Below are 19,851 nucleotides of genomic sequence, written 5' to 3'. Positions count from 1 at the left end.
TGTTTTTCAGCCACCCAGGCTCTGCAGATAGGCGATCACATTGGCGCGATCTTCGGGCTTTTTCAGCCCGGCAAAGCCCATTGTGGTGCCCGGCGCCCAGCCTTTGGGGCTGGTCAGGAACGCGCTCAGCTTCTCGGGATCCCAGGCGCCTTCCTTGCCGGACAGGCCACCGGAATAGCTGAAACCGCCAACCGAAGCGATGTCACGCCCGACCACACCGTTCAGGTGCGGGCCAACCGCATCGGTGCCATCGACCTTGTGACAAGCCGAACACTTGCGGAAAATCCCCTCGCCCTTGCCGGCATCAGCCGCTTCCATCAGGGCCGCCATATCGATTTCTTCGGCGGGTTCACCGGAATCGGCGCTCGCAACTTCGATGACATAGGATTGATCGCCATGCGCCTCGGCGTGATAGATCTCTTCGCCGGCCCATTTGCCCAGCAGCAGGATCAGCCATGCACCAAACAGGCCGCCGGCAATTTTTGTGATTGTCATCGTATCGAACATGGGCATGGTCCATTACTTCTGTGGCTATCTTGGGCGGGTATCTATTGCTTTCCCTCTCGCGGGGCAAGGTGTAGTTACCGCGACCAAACGCCCCTGCTGGCGCAATTTGTCGAAGGATGTTCAGAAAGATGGCAGAAACGCCGCCGCGCATCGCCTTTCAGGGCGCTTTGGGTGCCTATTCCCACGAGGCCTGTCTCCAGGCTGTCCCGGGCATGATTCCCGTGCCCTGCACCACCTTCGAAGGGGTCATCCGCGCTGTCCGCGAGGGACGCGCGGATCTGGCGATGCTGCCGGTCGAGAATACCACCTATGGCCGGGTCGCGGATATTCACCGCCTCCTGCCGGAAAGCGGGCTCAAGATCGTGGCCGAGGCATTTGTGCGGGTGCGCATCGCGCTGATGGCCCGTCCCGGTGTGACGCTGGACGAGGTGAAACATGTGCGCGCCCATATGGTGCTTTTGCCACAGGCCCGCAGCTTTCTTGAGGCACGTGGCATCACCTCCGAGGCCGCCGCCGACAGTGCCGGTGCCGCCGCCGATCTGGCCGAGACCGCAGGCAGCCGCGACGGCGTGCTGGCCAGCGAGGTCGCTGCCGACATTCACGGGCTGGAGGTGCTGGCCCGCGACATCGAGGACATGGACCACAACACAACCCGCTTCCTGCTGATGTCGCCGCAGATCGATACCTCCCGGCGCGGCGACAAGATGCTCACCACCTTTGTCTTCGAGGTCCGCAACATCCCCGCCGCGCTTTACAAGGCCATGGGCGGTTTTGCGACCAATGGCGTCAACATGACCAAGCTGGAAAGCTACATGGTTGGCGGCTCTTTCACCGCGACGCAGTTCTATGCGGATATCGAAGGGCACCCGGAGGATCCGGCCGTCAAACGGGCGCTGGATGAGCTGGCCTATTTCACCAATATGCTGAATGTTCTGGGGGTCTACCCCGCCCATCCCGACCGGGGCTGAGAGCCCTGGCGCGGCGGCCGTCACGCCGCCGTCCGGGCCCGTCCCGGTCTCAGCGCATATTGACCAAGGAACACGCTGCCCAGCACCAGCGCCATGCCAAATGCCTGTGGCGCGGTCAGGGTTTCGTTCAGGACCAGCCAGCCCAGAAGGGCCGCACTCATCGGGCTGAGGAAGCCAAGGACGGAAACCGCGGAGGGTTGCAGCAGCTTGATCCCGCGCAGCCAGATGACATAGGTCAGACCCGCGCCGATCAGCCCCAGATACATCAGGCCCAGGATATTGGTCCCGGAAATCGTCGCCAATTGCGTCGGCGCCACAAGCGCAAATGGCAAGAGCAACATGCCGCCCGCCGTCAGCTGCCATGCCGTGAAGGTCAGGGCAGAGACCGGCGGTTGCCACTTCCGGCTCAGCACCGTGCCCAGCGCCATGCTAGCAGAGCCGGCGATCCCGGCGATGACGCCCAGGGCATCCAGCCCCGCTGCCGGTGTCAGGACCAGCAGCGCAACCCCGACACCCCCCGCCGCGATGGCCACCAGCGACAGCTTTCGGATCGGCGAACCCAGCAAGGCGCGGGCAGCGAAAATGACCACCAAAGGCTGCAGCGCCCCCATGACCGCCGCCACCCCGCCGGGCAACCGGTAGGCCGCAAAGAACAGAAGCGACCAGAAGATCGAGAAGTTCAGCGCGCCCAGGACAAACATCCGGGGGATCCAGCCCCCGCTGGGCAATTGCCGGACCAGACACAGCAGGAGCAGCCCGGCAGGCAGGGCCCGCAGAAGCGAGATCGTCAGCGGATCCAGGTTCGGGAGGAATTGCGTCGTGACGATATAGCTGCTGCCCCAGATCACCGGAGCAACCGCCGTCAATGCAATGTCGAAGCTGCGTGACATGATGGAATCCTTTTTATCTTGACCTCAAGATACTCACGAATAACTTGACGTCAAGATAAATATGCGCTGTGGTTCCTTCATGTACGATATCGACAAGATCAAGGCGCAATGGGCCAGACAGCGGCCCGACCTCGACACGGAGCCGATGGCCCTCATCGGACGGATAACGCGGCTTTCTGCCCATCTGTCCGAAGAAATGGGCAAGACCTTTGCCCGCCACGGGTTGAACGGCCCGAGCTTTGACATGCTTGCCACGCTGCTACGGTCCGGCCCGCCGCATGCGCTGTCTCCCAACCAGTTGCTTGAGACCATGATGGTCACCTCAGGGACCATGACAAATCGCATTGACCAGTTGGAAAAGGATGATCTGGTCACCCGGGTGAGGAACCCCGACGACAAGCGCAGCGTGCTGGTCCAGCTGACCGGCAAGGGGCAAAAGATCATTGATGCGGCGGTGACGGATCACGTCGAAACGCAGAAGAAACTTGTTGCGGGCCTGTCCGGGGAGGAACGCGGCAATCTGAACGCGCTGCTCCGGACTTACCTGGCCACTTTCGAAGCGGATTAGCAGGGATGCAATCGCCACTGGTGCTGCCACAGCAACGGTCAGGAGAGACCCCGGTGTGACTTGGGGCGCAGGCCGGGCGGGGCGGCACCACAACTACAGAACGGAAGATGCGAACCCTTTCCGCTTTCCCTTCGCGCGACGATCCTCTTGAACCTCAGACGCGAAGCGCAAGCCGGACCATCGCCTGCCAGGGGTGGGCGATACTGCCCTTGGCTCATGCCACTTTGTTTCTCAGCTTTGATGAGCCCTATCATGGGAACTACCCAGCCTAACCATATCGCCTACCGTCATGCCAAAGGCATGCCGACGTTCAAAGGCGCACCTTCGGTGCGAGCGGCGGACAGGCGATGTCCCGGCACCTTCGGCTTGTTCCGGGCCTTGGTGGCATTGATTGACGACAGCTCTGCCCGGTGACCAGATTTTCGCAGGCCTTGCGGCGAATGTCCGGAAAGAGCCCTCTCCACGTTCCTCCCACGCGGAAGCAAGGCCGCAGGCCGCCGCGCATCATGACAGAGGCATATATGCAACCTGACGGGCCGTCCCCAGGCCCCGCGATGCGCGGCCTGGCGTTACTTTAACAATCCAGACCACCTCCGGCCCCGTTCAGGCCGACCGGGAATAGCGTTCTTCCATCGCCTTGGCCTGTTCGGCCACCCGCAGTTTGTATTTGCGGGTGAGCGTGTTCTTGGCCAGCTTGAGCGACTGCACCAGCAGACGTGCGCTCAGGTTCAGCGGCTTGATTTCAAGCTCCACCAGAATCCGCGTGCGGCTGCGCGACAGGGGCAACAGCTCGAAACGCATCTGCCCCAGCAACCCCGGCGAGGTGCTTTCCAGCACCATCTCGTTGGGCTTGTCAAAGGTCACCATCTCCAGCTCAAGCTCGCGCCGCTTGCCGCGCAGATCGAAGGCCACGCGCCAGGTCATGCCCGGGCCGGGCACATTCATCTGATCCACCCGCTGGACCTCGGCACCGCGCCGCATCGCCGAGCGTTCAAAACTCTCGAAATCGCAGAGCATCGTGAAAACGGCGTCGATCGGCGCTTCAACATCTTCCTTGGTCGAAAACTTCATAAATCCGCCCCGAACTCCACTGCCTCAAATACCACGGTCAACATTGTCCTGCCGACCTTTATTCTTCTTGTTCTTCACTTTTGCCTCAATCGAGCCTGTCCGCAAGCCAGTTCTCAAGCAGGAAATGTGCGATGGCCCCCTTGCGGGCTGGCAATATGCTAGCATGGTTGCCCGCGAAAATCTCCATCATATCTTCCCGCGACACCCAGAGCGCATCCTCGATCTCGACCGGGTCGATGCTGATGTCACGGCTCAGCGCCTCGCCCGCGCAGCCGAACATGAGGGAGGCCGGAAACGGCCAGGGCTGGCTCGACAGATAGGACACCTGCCCGACCCTGACTCCCGCCTCCTCAAAGACTTCGCGGCGCACCGCGGCCTCCAGGGTCTCGCCCGGTTCGACAAAGCCGGCCAGCAGCGAATACATGCCCGCAGGCCAGCCCGGGGACCGGCCCATCAGCACTGAATTGCCCTGCGTGATCAGCATGATCACAACCGGGTCGGTGCGCGGAAAATGCGCGGCCTTGCAGGCCGGGCAGACCCTCTGCCAGCCCGCCTGTGCCATGTCGGACCTGTGGCCGCAGGCCGCGCAGAAACCATGGCTGCGGTGCCAGCTGAACATCGCCCGCCCGGTTGCCGCAAGTTCCGCGTCGCGCGGGCTGAGCCAGGTCATCACTCGGCGCAGCTCGGCAAAGGCCATCTCCTCGCCCAGGGCCGGGTGGCGTTGTTCGCTGGGATCCAGGAAACCGCCCAGCGCCGCCTCGTCCAGATCCTCGGGCTGCCAGGAGGAGAGGTCATAGGCAAAACGCGCTGCCCCGTCCTCGCGCCCCAGCAGGATGATGTCGTCGCCCGCGTCGGCGAGCACGGGATGGTCCAGCGGCAGGCGGGCAAGATGGGCGGGACGGGCCGTGGCGATCAGCGGCTTGCCGCGCCAGAACAGGATCGCCCGCGCATCGGGGTCCTTGAGCGCCGCGCCGATGGCCTCGGGGTTGCTGCGTATTTCCCCGGCCCGGTCCAGCGCCGATCCCCCGAAAGTCACCGTTTCCGCATGTCGCATCTTGCCGTCCTTATCCCTGCCGGCCCCTTTGCGGCCCGCATCAGGGGTTTGCACCATGGCACGGGGGAGGGCAATGGCATCCGCCGCCGGGCCCCTTGCGTTCCGAAAACCGCGCCATTATATCCGGAAATGAGAGGTTGGTGCGGGCAGGCGCCTCGCCAACCCGGTCAGATCCGGAAGGAAGCAGCCGTAACGAGTCCCGCTTGGGTCGTTATCAATCTCTCACCAAGCGCTTTTGCAAAGCAAAAGCGCGTCGCCCGGCAGGGGCATCTGAAAGATGCTCCCGAGAGGGCAAGCCTCCAACATTGAACAGAAACCTGTCTTCGCACAACTTTTGCAAAGCAAAAGCGCGTCGCCCGGCAGGGGCATCTGAAAGATGCTCCCGAGAGGGCAAGCCTCCGACATTGAACAGAAACCTGTCTTCGCACAACTTTTGCAAAGCAAAAAACGCGTCACCCGAAAACCCAAAGCGCCTTGTCCGCGCCTTGCGTCCCGGACGCATCCTTGGCCCCCCCGCAGGAAATTTAACCAACTGTTAGTTAATGGAAATAACTGATTAACGCGTCACAGCTGCGCCGCTGCGAAAGTATCGCAATCCCCCACCTGCCCGCTGTCATAACCCCGGTCGAACCAGCGCGCGCGTTGTTCGGAGGTGCCATGGGTGAAGGTATGCGGCTGCGGGACCCGGCCCGCCTGCTTTTGCAGGTAATCATCGCCGATCTTGCGGGCGGCGTTCAGCGCCTCGTCCAGATCGCCCCGTTCCATCAGCCCCCGCACGTTCATTGCCCAGACACCTGACAGGCAATCGGCCATCAGTTCCAGCCGCACGGTGAGCGCATTGGCCTCGACCCGAGAGGCTTGCTGGCGGGCGGCGTTGACCTTGGGCAGGATGCCAAGCTGGTTCTGCACATGATGCGCAACCTCATGGGCAATCACATAGGCGGCGGCGAAATCGCCCCCGGCGCCCATGCGCTGGCTGAGCATGGTAAAGAAACCGGTGTCGAGATAGGCCTTTTCATCCACCGGGCAGTAGAACGGCCCGGTCGCGCCGGAGGCCCCGCCGCAGGGGCTTTGGGTCACGCCGGAAAAGACCACGAGACGCGGCGGTTCGTAGGTGCGGCCCAGTTGTTCCTGAAACACCTTGCTCCAGACGTCTTCGGTTGTGGCCAGCACCTGTGCGGTGAATTGCGTGGCGGCGTCATCCTCTGCCGAGACCGGCGTCGTTTGCTGGCTGGGGGCGCTGCCGCCACTGCCGGTCAGCAGCGGGGTCACGTCAATGCCGGTGAAATAACCGATGCCCAGGACAAACAGAACCCCGACGAGGCCAAGTCCGCCTGCCCTTGCACCGCCGCCACCGCGCCGGACCTCGACATTCCTGCTGCGTCGGATGCCACGTAGCCGCATGATTGTTTTCCTTGCTGTGTCACCGGATATTGTCAGTCAAACGCCGCCGCCGCACAATGGTTCAATGAGCACCGACAATGAACTGGCCGAAGATCGCACGGACTGGGCCGAAGATCGCACGATTCTGGCCAACGAACGCACCTTTGCGGGGTGGATGCGCACCGGCATGGCGTCACTTGCCGTGGCGATCGGCCTGCGTGCCGTATTCGGCGATTTCGAGCCAACCTGGGCGGCCAAGGCCGTGGCGACAGTGTTTATCATCGCCGCGATCTATATTTTCTGGGCCGCACATGATCAGGCCACCAAGACCCTCAAACGGCTGACCGACCACCATGCTGAAGCGCAGCCGAACAGCCGGATGCGGACCCTGGCGATCCTGCTGAGCGTTGCATCGCTGGCTGTGGGCGGGGTACTTTGGGCGCTGTGACGGTGGTGGACGCGCCCTGCCCGACGGCCTAACTTGGCCCCTGGACCGAATCCGAAGGACGCCCATGACCGACAGCACCGCCTACCGCGTTCTTGCGCGCAAGTACCGCCCCGAGACCTTTGCCGATCTGGTTGGCCAGGACGCGATGGTCCGGACGTTGAAAAACGCCTTCGAGGCCGACCGCATCGCGCAGGCCTTTGTCATGACCGGCATCCGGGGGACCGGGAAAACCACCACCGCGCGGATCATCGCCAAGGGGATGAACTGCATCGGGCCGGACGGCACGGGCGGGCCGACGACTGAGCCCTGCGGCGTCTGCGAACATTGCGTGGCGATCATGGAAGGCCGTCATGTGGATGTGATGGAGATGGACGCGGCCTCCAACACCGGGGTGGCGAACATCCGCGAGATCATCGACTCGGTGCACTACCGCGCGGCTTCGGCGCGCTACAAGGTCTATATCATCGACGAGGTGCACATGCTGTCGACCGGCGCGTTCAACGCGCTGCTGAAGACGCTGGAGGAGCCGCCCGAGCATGTGAAGTTCATCTTTGCCACCACCGAGATCCGCAAGGTGCCGGTGACGGTGCTGTCGCGCTGTCAGCGGTTTGATCTGCGCCGGATCGAGCCGGAGGTGATGATCGCCCTGCTGCGCAAGATCGCAGCGGCCGAAGGGGCAGAGATTGCCGAGGATGCGCTGGCGCTGATCACCCGCGCGGCGGAAGGATCTGCGCGCGATGCGACCTCGCTGCTGGATCAGGCGATCAGCCACGGCGCGGGTGAGACGACCGCGGTGCAGGTGCGTGCGATGCTGGGGCTCGCGGACCGGGGCCGGGTGCTGGATCTGTTCGACATGATCCTGCGCGGCGATGCGGCAGGCGCGCTGACCGAGCTTTCCGGTCAATATGCCGATGGGGCCGACCCGATGGCGGTGCTGCGGGACCTGGCGGAGATCACCCATTGGGTCTCGGTGGTCAAGATCACGCCGGAAGCGGCCGAAGACCCCACGGTGTCTCCCGAGGAACGCAGCCGCGGCACGCAGATGGCGGAAACCCTGCCGATGCGGGTGCTGACGCGCCTGTGGCAGATGCTGCTCAAGGCGCTGGACGAGGTGGCAAGCGCGCCCAATGCGATGATGGCCGCCGAGATGGCGATCATCCGGCTGACCCATGTGGCCGACCTGCCCAGCCCCGAGGAACTGGTGCGCAGGCTGCAGAACGCCACGCCGCCCCCGGCGCCCGGCGGGGGCAACATGCCCCAGGGTGGCGGCGCATCTGGCGGACCGGCCCGGCAGGCGCGCGTGGCGCCCACGGCCCAATCCTCTGGCGCGGCGACGGCGCTGGCCCCACAGGCGGATGCGGCGCTGGCGCGCTTTCCCAGCTTTGAACATGTGGTCGAGCTGATCCGCGCGAACCGTGATGTCAAACTGCTGGTGGAGGTGGAAACCAGCCTGCGCCTTGCAGCCTACCAGCCGGGCCGCATCGAATTCACCCCGACCGACAGCGCGCCGCGCGACCTTGCCCAGCGCATCGGGGCCAGGTTGCAGCTGTGGACCGGCAACCGCTGGGCGGTCAGCGTGGTGAACGGGGCCGAGGCAAAAACCATTGCGGAGCTGCGCGACGCCAAGGAGAACGCCCTGCGCGCCGATGCCCAGGCGCATCCGCTGATGCAGGCGGTCCTGGCAACCTTTCCCAAGGCCCGGATCACCGCGATCCGCACCCCCGAACAGGTCGCGGCCCTGGCCGAAACCGAAGCGCTGCCGGAGGTCGAGGACGAATGGGACCCCTTCGAGGACAGTTGATCCCGACCGCAGTGGCGCTCATATAGCAGACAACCAGATACAGGAGAGAACAGATGTTCAAAGGATTAGGCGGGCTTGGCGATATGGCCGGGATGATGAAGAAAGCCCAGGAAATGCAGGGCAAGATGGCCCAGCTTCAGGACGAGATGCACAATATCATGGTCACCGGCGAAAGCGGCGCGGGGCTGGTCAAGGCAAGCTGCACCGCCAAGGGTGAGCTGAAGACGCTGGACATCGACCCCTCGATCTTCAACGGCGACGACAAGGAAGTGGTCGAGGACCTGATCCTTGCCGCAATCAAGGACGCACAGGCCAAGGCCAGCGAACGCGCGCAGGAGGAAATGTCCAAGCTGACCGAAGGGCTGGGCCTGCCTGCGGGCATGAAACTGCCGTTCTGAGCCCAGCCCCTTCGTTATGCGCTGAATACCGCAAAGCAACAGCCGCCGCCGGGAGCCCGTGTGTGAGTTCAACCCGCGACATTGACGCCCTGATCGAGATGATGGCGAAACTGCCCGGGCTTGGCCCCCGGTCGGCCCGGCGCGCGGTGCTGCATCTGATCCGCAAGCGCGCGCTGCAGCTGACCCCGCTGGCCGACCTGATGCAGACCGTTGCCGCGACGGCGCGCGAATGCCTGAACTGCGGCAATGTGGGCACGGCCGATGTCTGCGATATCTGCACATCGGAAAAACGCGCCAATGGCGAGATCTGCGTGGTCGAAGACGTGGCGGACCTCTGGGCGATGGAACGCTCGGGCGTCTTCAAGGGACGCTATCATGTGCTGGGCGGCACGCTTTCGGCGCTGGATGCCATCGGCCCGCAGGAATTGCGCATCCCCCGGCTGATCGACAGGGTCACCAGCGAGGGGATTTCAGAGGTGATTCTGGCGCTGAATGCCACCATCGACGGACAGACCACGGCCCATTACATCGCCGACCGGCTGGAGGGCCAGGTGCGCCTGACATCGCTGGCGCAGGGTGTGCCGATTGGCGGCGAGCTGGATTATCTCGATGACGGAACGATCACGGCGGCGATGCGGGCGCGCAAGGCGCTCTAGCCGTTTTCTTTGAAGAAAACGGGTCGGAGTTTTTGAAAACTCCGGCTGCACATCAACAAAACCTGCCGATCCCAAATCGTTTTCTTTGAAGAAAACGGACCGGAGTTTTTGAAAACTCCGCCCCGGACGGCCCTGCCGATAAACAACGCAGGCCGCCTGCTCCTCCCAAAGCAGACGGCCCGTCCGTCGCGATCTCACGTCCTCTCAGAGAACGACCACATCAAGCGGCGGAAACCCGTTGAACCCGACAGAACTGTAAGAGCTGGTATAGGCCCCACAGCATCGGATCATCACCTTATCGCCTGATTTAAGGGCAATTGGCAAGTGAATCGGGCGTTTCTCGTACAGGATATCCGCAGAATCGCAGGAAGGTCCAGCCAGCACACAGGGGCCGGTTTCGCCACCGTCATGCGGTGTCGCAATCTGATAGCGGATCGCCTCACCCTCGGTTTCCGCCAGGCCGGAGAACCGGCCGATATCCAGATAGACCCAGCGGTGCAGGTCATCGGCGGACTTGCGCGACACCAGCATGACTTCCGCCGCGATATGCCCGGCTTCGGCCACCAGGCCGCGGCCCGGCTCTGCCATCACCTGCGGCACCGCGCCGAAACGTGCCTCGACCGCGCGCATCACCGCAGCGGCATAGGCGCGCGGCGCTTCGATGCTTTCGCCGTAAAAGGCAGGAAAACCGCCGCCGAGGTTGAGCAGTTGCAGATCGTGGCCGTCGGCCTGCGCCGCGTGCCACAGTGCCGATACCTGGTCCAGGACCGGGTTCCAGTATTCCGCCTTGCGGGTCTGCGAGCCGACGTGGAAGGACAGGCCATAGGGGATCAGCCCCAGGGACTTGGCGTAATCCAGCAGGCCCGGCAGGGAGGCGGGCGCACAGCCGAACTTGCGGCTCAGCGGCCAGTCGGCCATGGAGTTTTCCACGATCAGGCGGATATAGACCCTTGCGCCCGGCGCATGGGCCGCGATCTTTTCCAGCTCCGCGTCGGAATCGGCTGCGAAGAGGGTCACACCGGCGGAATGGGCAAATGCGATGTCGGAGGCGCGTTTGATGGTATTGCCGAAAGAGATGTTCTGCGGCTTCGCACCCTGGGCCAGGCAGAGTTCGATTTCCTGACGGGAGGCGGCGTCAAAGCCCGCGCCTTTCTTGACCAGCAGGCGGATGATCTGCGCTGCCGGGTTCGCCTTGACCGCGTAGTGGATATGCGCATGACCCAGACCCGCGCGCAACGCATCGTATTGCGCCGCAACACGGTCGCGGCTGATCACCAGCGTGGGGCGGTCAAAATCGTTTGCGGCAATGTAGGCCGCAGCGGGATCGGCATATACGGAGGTTGCGGCGCGCAGGGCGCCGGGTACTGTAGCGTTCATGGTCATCTCCAAAGAGCAGATGGGGGACATTCCCCCAGAAGTCGTTTCAAGAGACGTTACCGTCGCTACATAAACGCGGGTCAGTCAGTGTTGATCTGACCGGCCAGAGGCGCGTGCGTTGGCGTCTGTATTCCGCCATTTAGGCCCTTTTCAGATTCGTACAAGTGAAAAATCAGTCGTTTTGAAAAAGCTGTCCCCGCGCGGCTTCCTGTCACCAAACCGCATCACTTTCAGGGGGGCTTTCGGGGGGTCTGGCCGGGCTCTATTCGTCCTCCCAATCGCTGCCGATCGCCTCGCGGTCGCGCCGCTTCTCTGCCTCGATCATGTCCTCGGCCTCTTCGACCTCATCCTCTTCGCAATCGCCCGGATCGCTGTCGCAGGCGTCCTGCCCTGTCAGGGCCAGGACAAACCACATGGGAAAATGGTCCGAGCCGATCTTGCCCAGGCGCGCCATGTCGACCAGCCGGAACTGGGGGTCGTGAAACAGGTGATCCAGCGGCCAGCGCATCCAGGGCATGGTCGCGCTGAAGGTGTTGTAAAAGCCGCGCCCGACGCGCGGGTCCAGCAGGCCCGAGAGCCGCTGAAACCGCCGGGTGGTGGTGGACCAGGCCACATCGTTCAGATCTCCGGTGACAATCGCGGGCAGTTCGTCCTTCTCCGCCTCCAGCCCGACCAGCGCGATTTCGCTGTCGCGCCCCTTGGTGTCATGGTCGATGACCGGCGGTTCGGGATGCACGACATAGACCCGGCAGCACATGCCGTTGCGCAGGGTGACGATGGTGCGGATCGACGGCACCTCATCGACGATCAGATCGCGCACTTCAGAGCGGCTCAGCTTCAGTTTCGACATCAGGCACATGCCATAGCCGTTGTCGCGGGGGGCTTCGATCCAATGGGGATATTGCGCGCCCAGCCCCTGTCTGAGTGCGGCGACCCAATCGGCGTCGACCTCGATTGCCATCATGAGGTCGGGCGCACGCTGCAGGGTCATGTCGATCAACCGCCCGTAATCGCGGTTCGACTTCTTGACGTTGGCGGTCAGCAGGCTGATCTGGCAGTCGGTGTCCTGCCGCAACACCGGGTCCGCCGCTATGGACTGGCGCGGCCAGATCGGGGTGAATTTCAGGATGAAGGCCAGCTGGACAATCGCGACCAGCACCAGCACGGCCGCTGCCAGGCTGCCCAGATGATATCTCTGTGTGGTGGCCATGACGGTGGCCAGAACCACCGCCAGAACGAAAATCTGTTCGCGGGGAAACTCGCCCCCGCGCACAATGCCATGTGGCAGTTTGCTGAGCGGCAGCAGGGTTGCGATCAACAGCAGGGCGGCAGTGACCCAGATCACGCCATCAATCGCAATATTCACCCAGCCCATCAACGCCCCCGGTCAATCGCGGGGACGACCCCCGAGTGTGATCAACTCGGAAAACCCCTGCGGGGTTCCGCCGCCGCGCGAAGGTTCAGGACCGCGAGGTGTCGTCCGCGTCCTCGTCGTCGCTTTCGGGCAGGGAGAAGAAGCTGTCGGCATCGGAATAATCGCTCTTGCTGTCCGCTTCGTCCTCATCGTCGTCGTCACCGCCCAGCGTGAAGGTTTCCAGCCCTTCGATCGCTGTCGGGATCTTCGGCTCCGCTTCCATCCCGAGGCTCTGTTCGGTGCTGACCAGCTTGCGACGCTCGTCATCGCTCATCACTTCGCCGGCTGCGGCCTTCTTGGCAGCGGCCTTCTGAACCGCCATGTCCAGTTCGGATTGTTTGCACAGGCCCAGTGCCACCGGGTCGATCGGCTGGATATTGGAGATGTTCCAATGGGTCCGCTCACGGATCGCCTGGATCGTGGGTTTGGTGGTGCCCACCAGCTTGCTGATCTGGCCATCGCTGAGCTCGGGGTGGAATTTCACCAGCCACAGGATGGAGGCGGGACGGTCCTGGCGTTTGCTGAGCGGGGTGTAACGCGGGCCGCGACGCTTTTCCTCGCCCTGGGCGGCGGCGTTGAACTTGAGCTGGATCTTGTGCATCGGATTGTCCTGCGCCGCGTCGATCTCTTCCTGGGTCAGCTGGTTGTTCGCAATCGGGTCGAACCCCTTGACGCCCTGCGCCACGTCACCGTCCGCGATGCCCTGGACTTCCAGTTCATGCAGGCCGACGAAATCGGCGATTTGCTTGAAGCTGATCGTCGTATTGTCCACCAGCCAAACGGCGGTGGCCTTGGCCATAATCGGTTTTGCCATTTTATCTCTCCTGAACGTCGCAACTTTCCCGTCGCCTGAAAGGGCTTTCCCGGCGGGCCGGGACGGTTTCCATTGTCGGGGAACTCGGGCGCCTTATAGTGGCCCCGCACATCAAAGGAAAGACCCAATGCGCGCGCTTGCCCTGATCCTCGCCCTGCTCTGCAGCGCAACCGCCCTGCGTGCCGGGGGCGAACGTGCCGGTGAATTCGACTATTACGTGCTGGCGCTGAGCTGGTCGCCGAACTGGTGCGCGCTTGAGGGCGATGCGCGGCGCTCGCCGCAATGCGCGCGGGATGCCGGCCACGGATGGGTTCTGCATGGTCTCTGGCCGCAGTTTCATCGCGGCTATCCCGCCTTCTGCCAGACCGCGCAGCGCCCGCCCTCGCGCGGGATGACGGCGGCGATGGCCGACATCATGGGCACCGGCGGGCTGGCCTGGCACCAGTGGAAGAAACACGGAAGCTGCAGCGGGTTGTCCGCCGCCGATTATTACGCGCTGTCCCGGCAGGCCTATGGCACAATCCGCCGGCCCGAGGTGTTTCGGAAGCTGTCCCGGGACGTGCGCCTGCCCGCCTCGGTGGTGGAAGCGGCATTCCTCAAGGCCAATCCGGGGCTGGAGCCCGACGGGATCACCATCACCTGCCGCGATGGCCACATTCAGGAGGCGCGGATCTGCCTGAGCAAGACCCTCGATCCGGTGCCCTGCGGGCAGGATGTGGTGAAAGATTGCCGGATGAAAGATGCCCTGTTCACGCACATGCGCAATATTCCCTGACCTTGCACCTGTCGCCAGCGTCGGATGGATATTTATTGCCAAAAAGAGGAGGGGGACGTCATGCCCCCTCCCCCTTCCGGAAAGCCTCGCTCTCTTTCTGGCACGGTCATCGGCGTCCCCGCCTGTACCGCAGAACCAACCTGCCCGATGAGGGTTAAGATTTTCTTACCCTCTCTTTTTGGCAGGCAAATATCCCTGCGCGACGGTGGCACTGCAAAAGACCTCACCGGTGGTGGGCTCAGGCGCGCCACGGACACCGGGCATCGCGTCGCGCGTCAGCGCGGCTTTTGGGTCAGGGGGCAACCTCCAGCACGATCTTGCCGATGTGCCCGCTGCCTTCCATCCGCGCATGGGCGGCGGCGGCCTCGGCCAGGGGATAGCTGCTGTCCATCACCGGTGCCACGCGCCCCGCCGACAACAGCGGCCAGACCGCCTCGCGCAGTTCCAGCGCAATCCGCGCCTTGGTCAGGTCGCTCTGCGGGCGCAGGGTGGATCCGGTCATGGTCAGCCGCCTGGTCATCAGCATGGCGAAGTTCACCTCGACCTTCGGCCCCTGCAGGAAGGCGATCTGCACCAGGCGGCCGTCCGGGGCCAGGGCCTTGAGGTTGCGGGGGATGTAATCCCCGCCCACCATGTCGAGAATGAGGTCGGCGCCGCCTTCCGCCTCCAGCACATCCACAAAATCCATGTCGCGGTAGTTGATTGCCGCCTCGGCGCCAAGGTCCATGCAGGCGGCACATTTCTTGTCCGTGCCCGCCGTGGCAAAGACCCGCGCGCCAAAGGCATGGGCAAGCTGGATCGCCGTTGTCCCGATCCCTGAGGAGCCGCCATGCACCAGGAAGCGTTCGCCCGCCTTCAACCCGCCCCGCATGAAGACATTGGACCAGACGGTGAAAAAGGTCTCCGGCAGGCAGGCGGCTTCCTTCAGCCCCATGCCATCGGGCACCGGCAGGCAATGTGCAGCCGGGGTGGCCACATATTCGGCATAGCCGCCGCCGGGCAGCAGGGCGCAGACCTGATCGCCCAGGTCGATGCCGCTGACGCCCTCACCCAGCGCCACCACCTCGCCCGAGGCCTCCAGCCCCGGCAGGTCGCTGGCCGTGGGGGGCGGTGCATATTTCCCGGCCCGTTGCAGGGCATCGGGGCGGTTCACACCCGCATAGGCCACCTTGATCACCACCTGCCCATGGGCAGGCAAGGGCACCGGGCGGGTGGCCGGTTGCAGGACCTCCGGTCCACCGGGTTTGGTGATCTCCATCGCGGTCATTGTGTCACTCATCGGAATTCCTTTCACATCGCTTGCGTTTCAGCATAGGTCTTGCGCGCGCCGCGTCGACCCCGATAACTCTGCGCAAGGGTCAGGAACACCGGAGCAAGAGACAAGCATGACGGATCAGGACAGGTTCATCTGGCATGCCGATGCCCGGCTCTTTGCCGGGTCTGCGGAAATCGCGCGGCCCGCTGCGGCGGCTGTGCCTTCGGACCTGTGCATTCCGGCACATCCGACCGAGGCCTGCCTGACCCGGCTGACAGCACAGATCGCAGCGCGGGGCAGCTTCTGCCTGCGCGATGGCGCGCCGCTGACCGGGGCCGAGGTGCCCGCAACCCATTTCGTCACGCTGACCGGCGGCTCGACGGGCCAGCCCAAGGCGATCCTGCGCAGTCAGAAATCCTGGACCGCCAGTTTCGCGCAGAATGCGGCGATCTTTGGCATCGCGCCCGGGGACAGCATCGCGGTTCTGGGCAGGCTCAGCCATTCGCTGGCCCTCTATGGTGTCCTGGAGGGGCTGCATCTGGGCGCGGATGTGCATGTGCTCGACAGTCTTTCGCCCCGTGCGCAGATCGCCCATTGCCTGCGTCATGGGGTGCGGATCCTCTATGCGACGCCGACGCAGCTGCTGCGCCTCGCCCGCGCCGCAAAAGGCCAGCGCCTGCCGGCGCTGCGGCTGATCCTCTGCGGTGGGGGGGCGCTGCAGGCGACGGGCCGCGCCGCCGTCAGGCCGCTTGCCCCCAATGCCGCCCTGCATGTGTTCTATGGCGCCGCCGAGACCAGTTTCGTCACCCTTGGCGGAGCGGATACGCCGGATGGCGCGGTCGGCGCCGCCTATCCCGGCGTGACGCTGAGGATACTGGACGAGGCCGGGCAGAGCACCGGGGGCGTGGGCGAGGTCTGGGTGCGCAGCCCTTACCTGTTTGACGGTTATCTTGGCGCGCCGGGGGCTGAGGCGCATCGGCGGGACGGTTTCGTCTTTGTCGGCGAAATGGGACATCTGGACGGGAAAGGGCTGCTTTGGCTCAAGGGGCGCAGGACGCGGATGATCACGATTGCGGATCAGAACGTCTATCCCGAAGAAGTCGAGAATTTCATCACCGACCTGCCCGGCGTGGCCGCCTGTGCCGTTCTGCCCCTGCCCGATGCGCTGCGTGGCCATCGGCTTGTGGCCTGTCTCGAAGGGGCAAGGGACCCGCGCCTGAGCGCCGCGGTTACCGATGCCTGCAGGCGGCGCTTTGGCCCGCTTGTCGCGCCGCGGCGCGTTCATTTTCTCGATGACCTGCCCCGGCTGGTGTCGGGCAAGACCGATCATGCCGAACTGGCCCGCCTCCTGGAAAGCGGATCGTGAGCGCCTGGCTGGCAGCGGCCTGCCGCAGCGCGGTGGCCCCGCGTGACGGCGCGCTCTCGGCGCTGTCGCTGCACGAACTCGGTGCGCCGGTGATCAAGGCCGTTCTGGCGCAGGCGGGGCTGACCGCCGAGGATGTCGACGAGCTGATTGTCAGCAATGCCCTGGGGGCGGGTGGAAACCCGGCGCGGGTGCTGGCGCTGGCGGCCGGTCTGCCCGAACGGGTGGCGGGGCTGAGCATCGACCGCCAATGCGCGGGCGGTCTGGATGCGGTGGTTCTGGCGCGGCAGATGGTTCTGGCAGGGGCTGCGGATGTGGTTGTGGCCGGTGGCGTCGAAAGCTACTCGCGCCGCCCCCTGCGCCTGAGGCGCTTTGCGGATGGCCGCGCGCCGGAGGCTTATGAGCAGGCAGAGTTTACCCCCTGGCCCGACCGCGACCCCGACATGGCCGAGGCCGCCCAGGCCCTTGGTGCCTTGCTGGGAATCGGCCGGGAGGCGCAGGATGCCTGGGCGATGGCCAGCCATGCAAAGGCGCGCGCCCATGCAGTAGCGGCCGGAGAGATCATTCCCGTTGCGGGGCTGACGGCGGATGCCTTTACCCGTGATCTGCGGCCCGCCTTATGCCGGCGTGCCAAAGTCCTGACCGGCGACATCACCACAGCCAATACCGCCGTGGCCGCAGATGGCGCGGGATTTGTCGTTGTGGTGTCGGAACGGGCCGCGCGGCAGCTGCGGACGCCTGTGCAGGAAATCCTGGGCGGGGCGACGCGCGGCGGCACCCCGGATATGCCCGGCCTGGCCCCGGTTGCCGCGATTGAACATGTGCTGGCCACAGCCGGCAGGACCCCGCGCGACCTGCAGGCCGCCGAGGTGATGGAGGCCTATGCGGTGCAGGCCATCGCCTGTGTGCGCGGCGCGGGGATTGATCCGCAGATCGTCAACACCGGCGGCGGGGCGCTGGCGCGCGGGCATCCCGTGGGGGCCTCCGGCGCGATCAACGCCGTGCGGCTGTTCCATACGCTGCACCGGACGGGCGGGACCGGGCTGGCCGCGATTGCCGCCGCGGGCGGCCTCGGGACAGCCCTGTTGTTATCCGCGTGACAGCAGGCTTGCGGGGCGCGCCCGTGCCAGACCGGCGGTGATCAGACCTGCGAGGACGGCCTTGATCAGATCCCCCGGGATGAAGGCGGTCACCAGCCCCAGGGACTCAAGCGCGCTCTTGTCCAGCGCGCGCATCAGTCCCGCGATGCCAAAGACATAGATCACCACGATTCCGCCCAGCACCGAGGCAATCCCGGCGGCCCATGCCACCGGCTGGCGGCGGCTCCGCTCCATGATCAGGCCACAGACAAAGGCACCGACCGGCCAGCCGATCAGGAAGCCTGTGCTGGGTGTCGCAAAGACACCGAGGCCGCCGCGCCCGCCAGCCAGCAGCGGCAGGCCAAGTGCCACCAGGGCAATGAACAACAGCACGGCAAGACCGCCGCGCCGTGCGCCCAGAACCGTCCCGCAGAGCATCACGCCCAGCGTTTGCGCCGTGATCGGCACGCCGAAGCCCAGGGTGAACTTGGGGATCAGACCAAGTGCAGCGATCAGGGCCGCGAAAAGGGCGATGAGGGTCAGGGAGCGTTCCATGGCATAGGTCCTTTGAATTCCGACCCCGCAGCGGTAGGGGCTGAGGGCGAAACCGTCAAGTTACAACCCGCCCCGCGCGCGCAGGGCGTCGGCCACATGTTCCGCATCGTCTATCGCAAGCACGGCGAAGGGCGTGATGATGCGCCAACCCAGGCGGCGGACCGCACGGGCGCGCCAGGCCAGTGCCAGCATGCGGCCCTTGCCGGCCAGGACGGGGGTGAAGCGGATCACCAGCGCCATTGCCAGCTCCACCAGATCGGTGCGCAGGCCAAAGGCGCGAAACGGGGTCAGCAGCCAGCGCACGACCCCCATCATGTCGCTGAGGCGGGTGGTCATGGTGACCAGATTGGCCAGTGCCACGGCGGTCATCATCCGCATCACGATCACCAGCCCGGCCCGAAAATCGGCAGTGACCAGATGCCACAGCAGGATCACCGCCGCAAAGATCCACAGCGGCCTGAGCCGGACGATCCCGGTGCGCAGGAACAGCGCCCCCGGCAGGGCGTAAAGCCCCAGGGTCAGCGCCAGGAAGACCCCGTGCCACAGCAGCGCCTTGGTGGCGAACAACACCACCGTCGCGGCACAGAGCGCCGCCAGCTTGGCCCCGGCGGGCCAGCCATGGGCACGGGTTTCAACCGGCGAGGTCAGAGAGATCATCAGCCGCCCCCAGTTCCACCATACGTGCCTCGAAGGCCTGCAACACGTCCTGTGGCCTGCCCTGCTGCATCACCGCGCCACCTTCCAGCCAGAGCACATGATCATAGCCGCGCACCATGCCGGGATCATGGGTGATATGGACCAGGGTCGCCTCCAGCCCTTCCAATACCCGGGACAGATGCATGGCGGTCGGAATATCGAGCCCGGCAAATGGTTCGTCCAGCAGGATCACCTGCGGGCGCATGGCCAGGATTGACATCAGGCAGACCAGTTGCCGCTGGCCCTGCGAAAGCTGGTGGATCGCGGCGCGCGCCCAATGGCCCTTGTTGAACTGCCCGAGGATCGCCTGAACCTGTTGCGCCACCTCCGCAGGGGCATGGCCCATCTGCGCGAGGCCAAAGGCGATTTCCTCTTCCACGGTGGGAAAGATGATCTGGTGGTCGGGGTTCTGGAACAGGATGCCCACAGCCCCCAGCGCCGCCTTGCGGTCCTTTGCCACCCGGGCACCGGCGATACGGACCTGTCCCTTGTCCGCCGCGACCAGCCCCGCGAGCACACGGGCGAAGGAGGTCTTGCCCGATCCGTTGCGGCCCACCACGCCGATGCGGCGGGCGTCGCTGACCAGGGTTACATCGGACAACACAGGCACGCCATTCGGCGCATATGTGATGTTTTGTGCATCTATCAGCGGCATGAGGCGGGTCTGTTCCGGCTGGGATCAAGGCGCTACCGCCTAGCATGTCTGGCCGGGGTGTAAAGGCACCCGCGCCAGATTGCACCCGTTTTGGCCCGAGTTCCCGCGGCAAGCGCCCCGCCTC

At 64.6% G+C, this 19,851-nt stretch carries 21 protein-coding genes and 1 other RNA gene; 10 read left to right on the top strand and 12 right to left on the bottom strand.

Annotated features, from left to right (window positions below):
* Window positions 1–6: 6 nt before the first annotated feature.
* Window positions 7–507, bottom strand: a complete 501-nt coding sequence (locus ACWNZ3_RS02545) for a c-type cytochrome (protein WP_114277415.1) — start codon at window positions 505–507, stop codon at window positions 7–9.
* A 128-nt stretch (window positions 508–635) separates the two neighbouring features.
* Between ACWNZ3_RS02545 and ACWNZ3_RS02540 the strand changes: the two genes are divergently transcribed.
* On the top strand, window positions 636–1,475 hold the full coding sequence (locus tag ACWNZ3_RS02540) for a prephenate dehydratase (RefSeq protein WP_269364130.1): 840 nt from the start codon (window positions 636–638) through the stop codon (window positions 1,473–1,475).
* A gap of 20 nt (window positions 1,476–1,495) precedes the next feature.
* Here ACWNZ3_RS02540 and ACWNZ3_RS02535 read toward each other — a convergent pair whose 3' ends face one another.
* Window positions 1,496–2,365: an EamA family transporter gene (locus ACWNZ3_RS02535; RefSeq protein ID WP_496901071.1), complete on the bottom strand. Its 870-nt coding sequence runs from the start codon at window positions 2,363–2,365 to the stop codon at window positions 1,496–1,498.
* 79 nt (window positions 2,366–2,444) lie between these two features.
* Here ACWNZ3_RS02535 and ACWNZ3_RS02530 point away from each other — a divergent pair, with 79 nt between their 5' ends.
* Window positions 2,445–2,933 (top strand): MarR family winged helix-turn-helix transcriptional regulator, encoded by a 489-nt coding sequence (locus ACWNZ3_RS02530; protein ID WP_269364128.1) that lies wholly within the window; start codon window positions 2,445–2,447, stop codon window positions 2,931–2,933.
* 603 nt (window positions 2,934–3,536) lie between these two features.
* On the opposite strand, the gene ACWNZ3_RS02525 is transcribed toward ACWNZ3_RS02530, so the two are convergent.
* Window positions 3,537–4,004 (bottom strand): SRPBCC family protein, encoded by a 468-nt coding sequence (locus ACWNZ3_RS02525; RefSeq protein ID WP_114277410.1) that lies wholly within the window; start codon window positions 4,002–4,004, stop codon window positions 3,537–3,539.
* 85 nt (window positions 4,005–4,089) lie between these two features.
* The gene (gene nudC, locus ACWNZ3_RS02520; protein WP_269364126.1) at window positions 4,090–5,058 is read right to left on the bottom strand and encodes an NAD(+) diphosphatase; all 969 of its coding nucleotides are present in this window, start codon (window positions 5,056–5,058) and stop codon (window positions 4,090–4,092) included.
* Between the two features lie 130 nt (window positions 5,059–5,188).
* Here nudC and ffs point away from each other — a divergent pair.
* Window positions 5,189–5,286, top strand: an RNA gene (gene ffs / locus ACWNZ3_RS02515) — signal recognition particle sRNA small type.
* Window positions 5,287–5,622: 336 nt separating this feature from the next.
* Here the strand turns inward: ffs and ypfJ are convergent.
* On the bottom strand, window positions 5,623–6,462 hold the full coding sequence (ypfJ, locus tag ACWNZ3_RS02510; RefSeq protein ID WP_496901070.1) for a KPN_02809 family neutral zinc metallopeptidase: 840 nt from the start codon (window positions 6,460–6,462) through the stop codon (window positions 5,623–5,625).
* A gap of 64 nt (window positions 6,463–6,526) precedes the next feature.
* Between ypfJ and ACWNZ3_RS02505 the strand changes: the two genes are divergently transcribed.
* From ACWNZ3_RS02505 to recR, 4 genes are all read left to right on the top strand, one after another.
* Complete coding sequence (locus ACWNZ3_RS02505; protein ID WP_269364123.1) at window positions 6,527–6,889, top strand: YidH family protein; 363 nt, start codon at window positions 6,527–6,529, stop codon at window positions 6,887–6,889.
* A 64-nt stretch (window positions 6,890–6,953) separates the two neighbouring features.
* Entirely contained in the window at window positions 6,954–8,690 is a 1,737-nt protein-coding gene (locus ACWNZ3_RS02500; protein WP_269364122.1) for a DNA polymerase III subunit gamma/tau, read from the top strand.
* A 53-nt stretch (window positions 8,691–8,743) separates the two neighbouring features.
* Window positions 8,744–9,088, top strand: a complete 345-nt coding sequence (locus ACWNZ3_RS02495) for a YbaB/EbfC family nucleoid-associated protein (RefSeq protein WP_114277406.1) — start codon at window positions 8,744–8,746, stop codon at window positions 9,086–9,088.
* A 62-nt stretch (window positions 9,089–9,150) separates the two neighbouring features.
* Complete coding sequence (recR, locus tag ACWNZ3_RS02490; RefSeq protein ID WP_114277405.1) at window positions 9,151–9,744, top strand: recombination mediator RecR; 594 nt, start codon at window positions 9,151–9,153, stop codon at window positions 9,742–9,744.
* 204 nt (window positions 9,745–9,948) lie between these two features.
* On the opposite strand, the gene ACWNZ3_RS02485 is transcribed toward recR, so the two are convergent.
* The 3 genes from ACWNZ3_RS02485 to ACWNZ3_RS02475 form a co-directional block, all read right to left on the bottom strand.
* Complete coding sequence (locus ACWNZ3_RS02485; RefSeq protein ID WP_269364117.1) at window positions 9,949–11,127, bottom strand: type III PLP-dependent enzyme; 1,179 nt, start codon at window positions 11,125–11,127, stop codon at window positions 9,949–9,951.
* A gap of 256 nt (window positions 11,128–11,383) precedes the next feature.
* Complete coding sequence (locus ACWNZ3_RS02480) at window positions 11,384–12,496, bottom strand: endonuclease/exonuclease/phosphatase family protein (RefSeq protein WP_496901069.1); 1,113 nt, start codon at window positions 12,494–12,496, stop codon at window positions 11,384–11,386.
* A gap of 85 nt (window positions 12,497–12,581) precedes the next feature.
* On the bottom strand, window positions 12,582–13,349 hold the full coding sequence (locus tag ACWNZ3_RS02475; RefSeq protein ID WP_274573170.1) for a DUF1013 domain-containing protein: 768 nt from the start codon (window positions 13,347–13,349) through the stop codon (window positions 12,582–12,584).
* Window positions 13,350–13,476: 127 nt separating this feature from the next.
* Between ACWNZ3_RS02475 and ACWNZ3_RS02470 the strand changes: the two genes are divergently transcribed.
* Window positions 13,477–14,124 carry a ribonuclease T2 family protein gene (locus ACWNZ3_RS02470; RefSeq protein WP_496901068.1) on the top strand — a complete coding sequence of 216 codons (648 nt, stop codon included), beginning with the start codon at window positions 13,477–13,479 and terminating at the stop codon, window positions 14,122–14,124.
* 292 nt (window positions 14,125–14,416) lie between these two features.
* Here the strand turns inward: ACWNZ3_RS02470 and ACWNZ3_RS02465 are convergent, their stop codons facing one another.
* A complete protein-coding gene (locus tag ACWNZ3_RS02465) occupies window positions 14,417–15,403 on the bottom strand; it encodes an NAD(P)H-quinone oxidoreductase (protein ID WP_496901067.1) in 987 nt (328 codons plus the stop codon).
* A 106-nt stretch (window positions 15,404–15,509) separates the two neighbouring features.
* Here ACWNZ3_RS02465 and ACWNZ3_RS02460 point away from each other — a divergent pair, with 106 nt between their 5' ends.
* Both ACWNZ3_RS02460 and ACWNZ3_RS02455 read left to right on the top strand, forming a co-directional pair.
* A complete protein-coding gene (locus ACWNZ3_RS02460; protein WP_496901066.1) occupies window positions 15,510–16,745 on the top strand; it encodes a class I adenylate-forming enzyme family protein in 1,236 nt (411 codons plus the stop codon).
* Entirely contained in the window at window positions 16,739–17,842 is a 1,104-nt protein-coding gene (locus tag ACWNZ3_RS02455) for a thiolase family protein (protein ID WP_496901876.1), read from the top strand. The genes ACWNZ3_RS02460 and ACWNZ3_RS02455 overlap by 7 nt, the downstream gene beginning before the upstream one ends.
* On the opposite strand, the gene ACWNZ3_RS02450 is transcribed toward ACWNZ3_RS02455, so the two are convergent.
* Genes ACWNZ3_RS02450 through ACWNZ3_RS02440 form a run of 3 tightly spaced genes read right to left on the bottom strand, consistent with a single transcriptional unit; the run spans window position 17,831 to window position 19,727 of the window.
* Entirely contained in the window at window positions 17,831–18,376 is a 546-nt protein-coding gene (locus ACWNZ3_RS02450; protein ID WP_496901065.1) for a biotin transporter BioY, read from the bottom strand. The two genes, ACWNZ3_RS02455 and ACWNZ3_RS02450, sit on opposite strands and share 12 nt — an antisense overlap.
* Before the next feature lie 60 nt (window positions 18,377–18,436).
* A complete protein-coding gene (locus ACWNZ3_RS02445; RefSeq protein ID WP_496901064.1) occupies window positions 18,437–19,033 on the bottom strand; it encodes an energy-coupling factor transporter transmembrane component T family protein in 597 nt (198 codons plus the stop codon).
* Window positions 19,008–19,727 carry an energy-coupling factor ABC transporter ATP-binding protein gene (locus ACWNZ3_RS02440; protein ID WP_496901063.1) on the bottom strand — a complete coding sequence of 240 codons (720 nt, stop codon included), beginning with the start codon at window positions 19,725–19,727 and terminating at the stop codon, window positions 19,008–19,010. Before ACWNZ3_RS02440 ends, ACWNZ3_RS02445 begins: the two co-directional genes overlap by 26 nt.
* Between the last annotated feature and the right edge of the window lie 124 nt (window positions 19,728–19,851).

Source organism: Sulfitobacter sp. IGS-18 (assembly GCF_059628195.1).
This window is presented reverse-complemented; position numbering and strand designations above follow the sequence as displayed.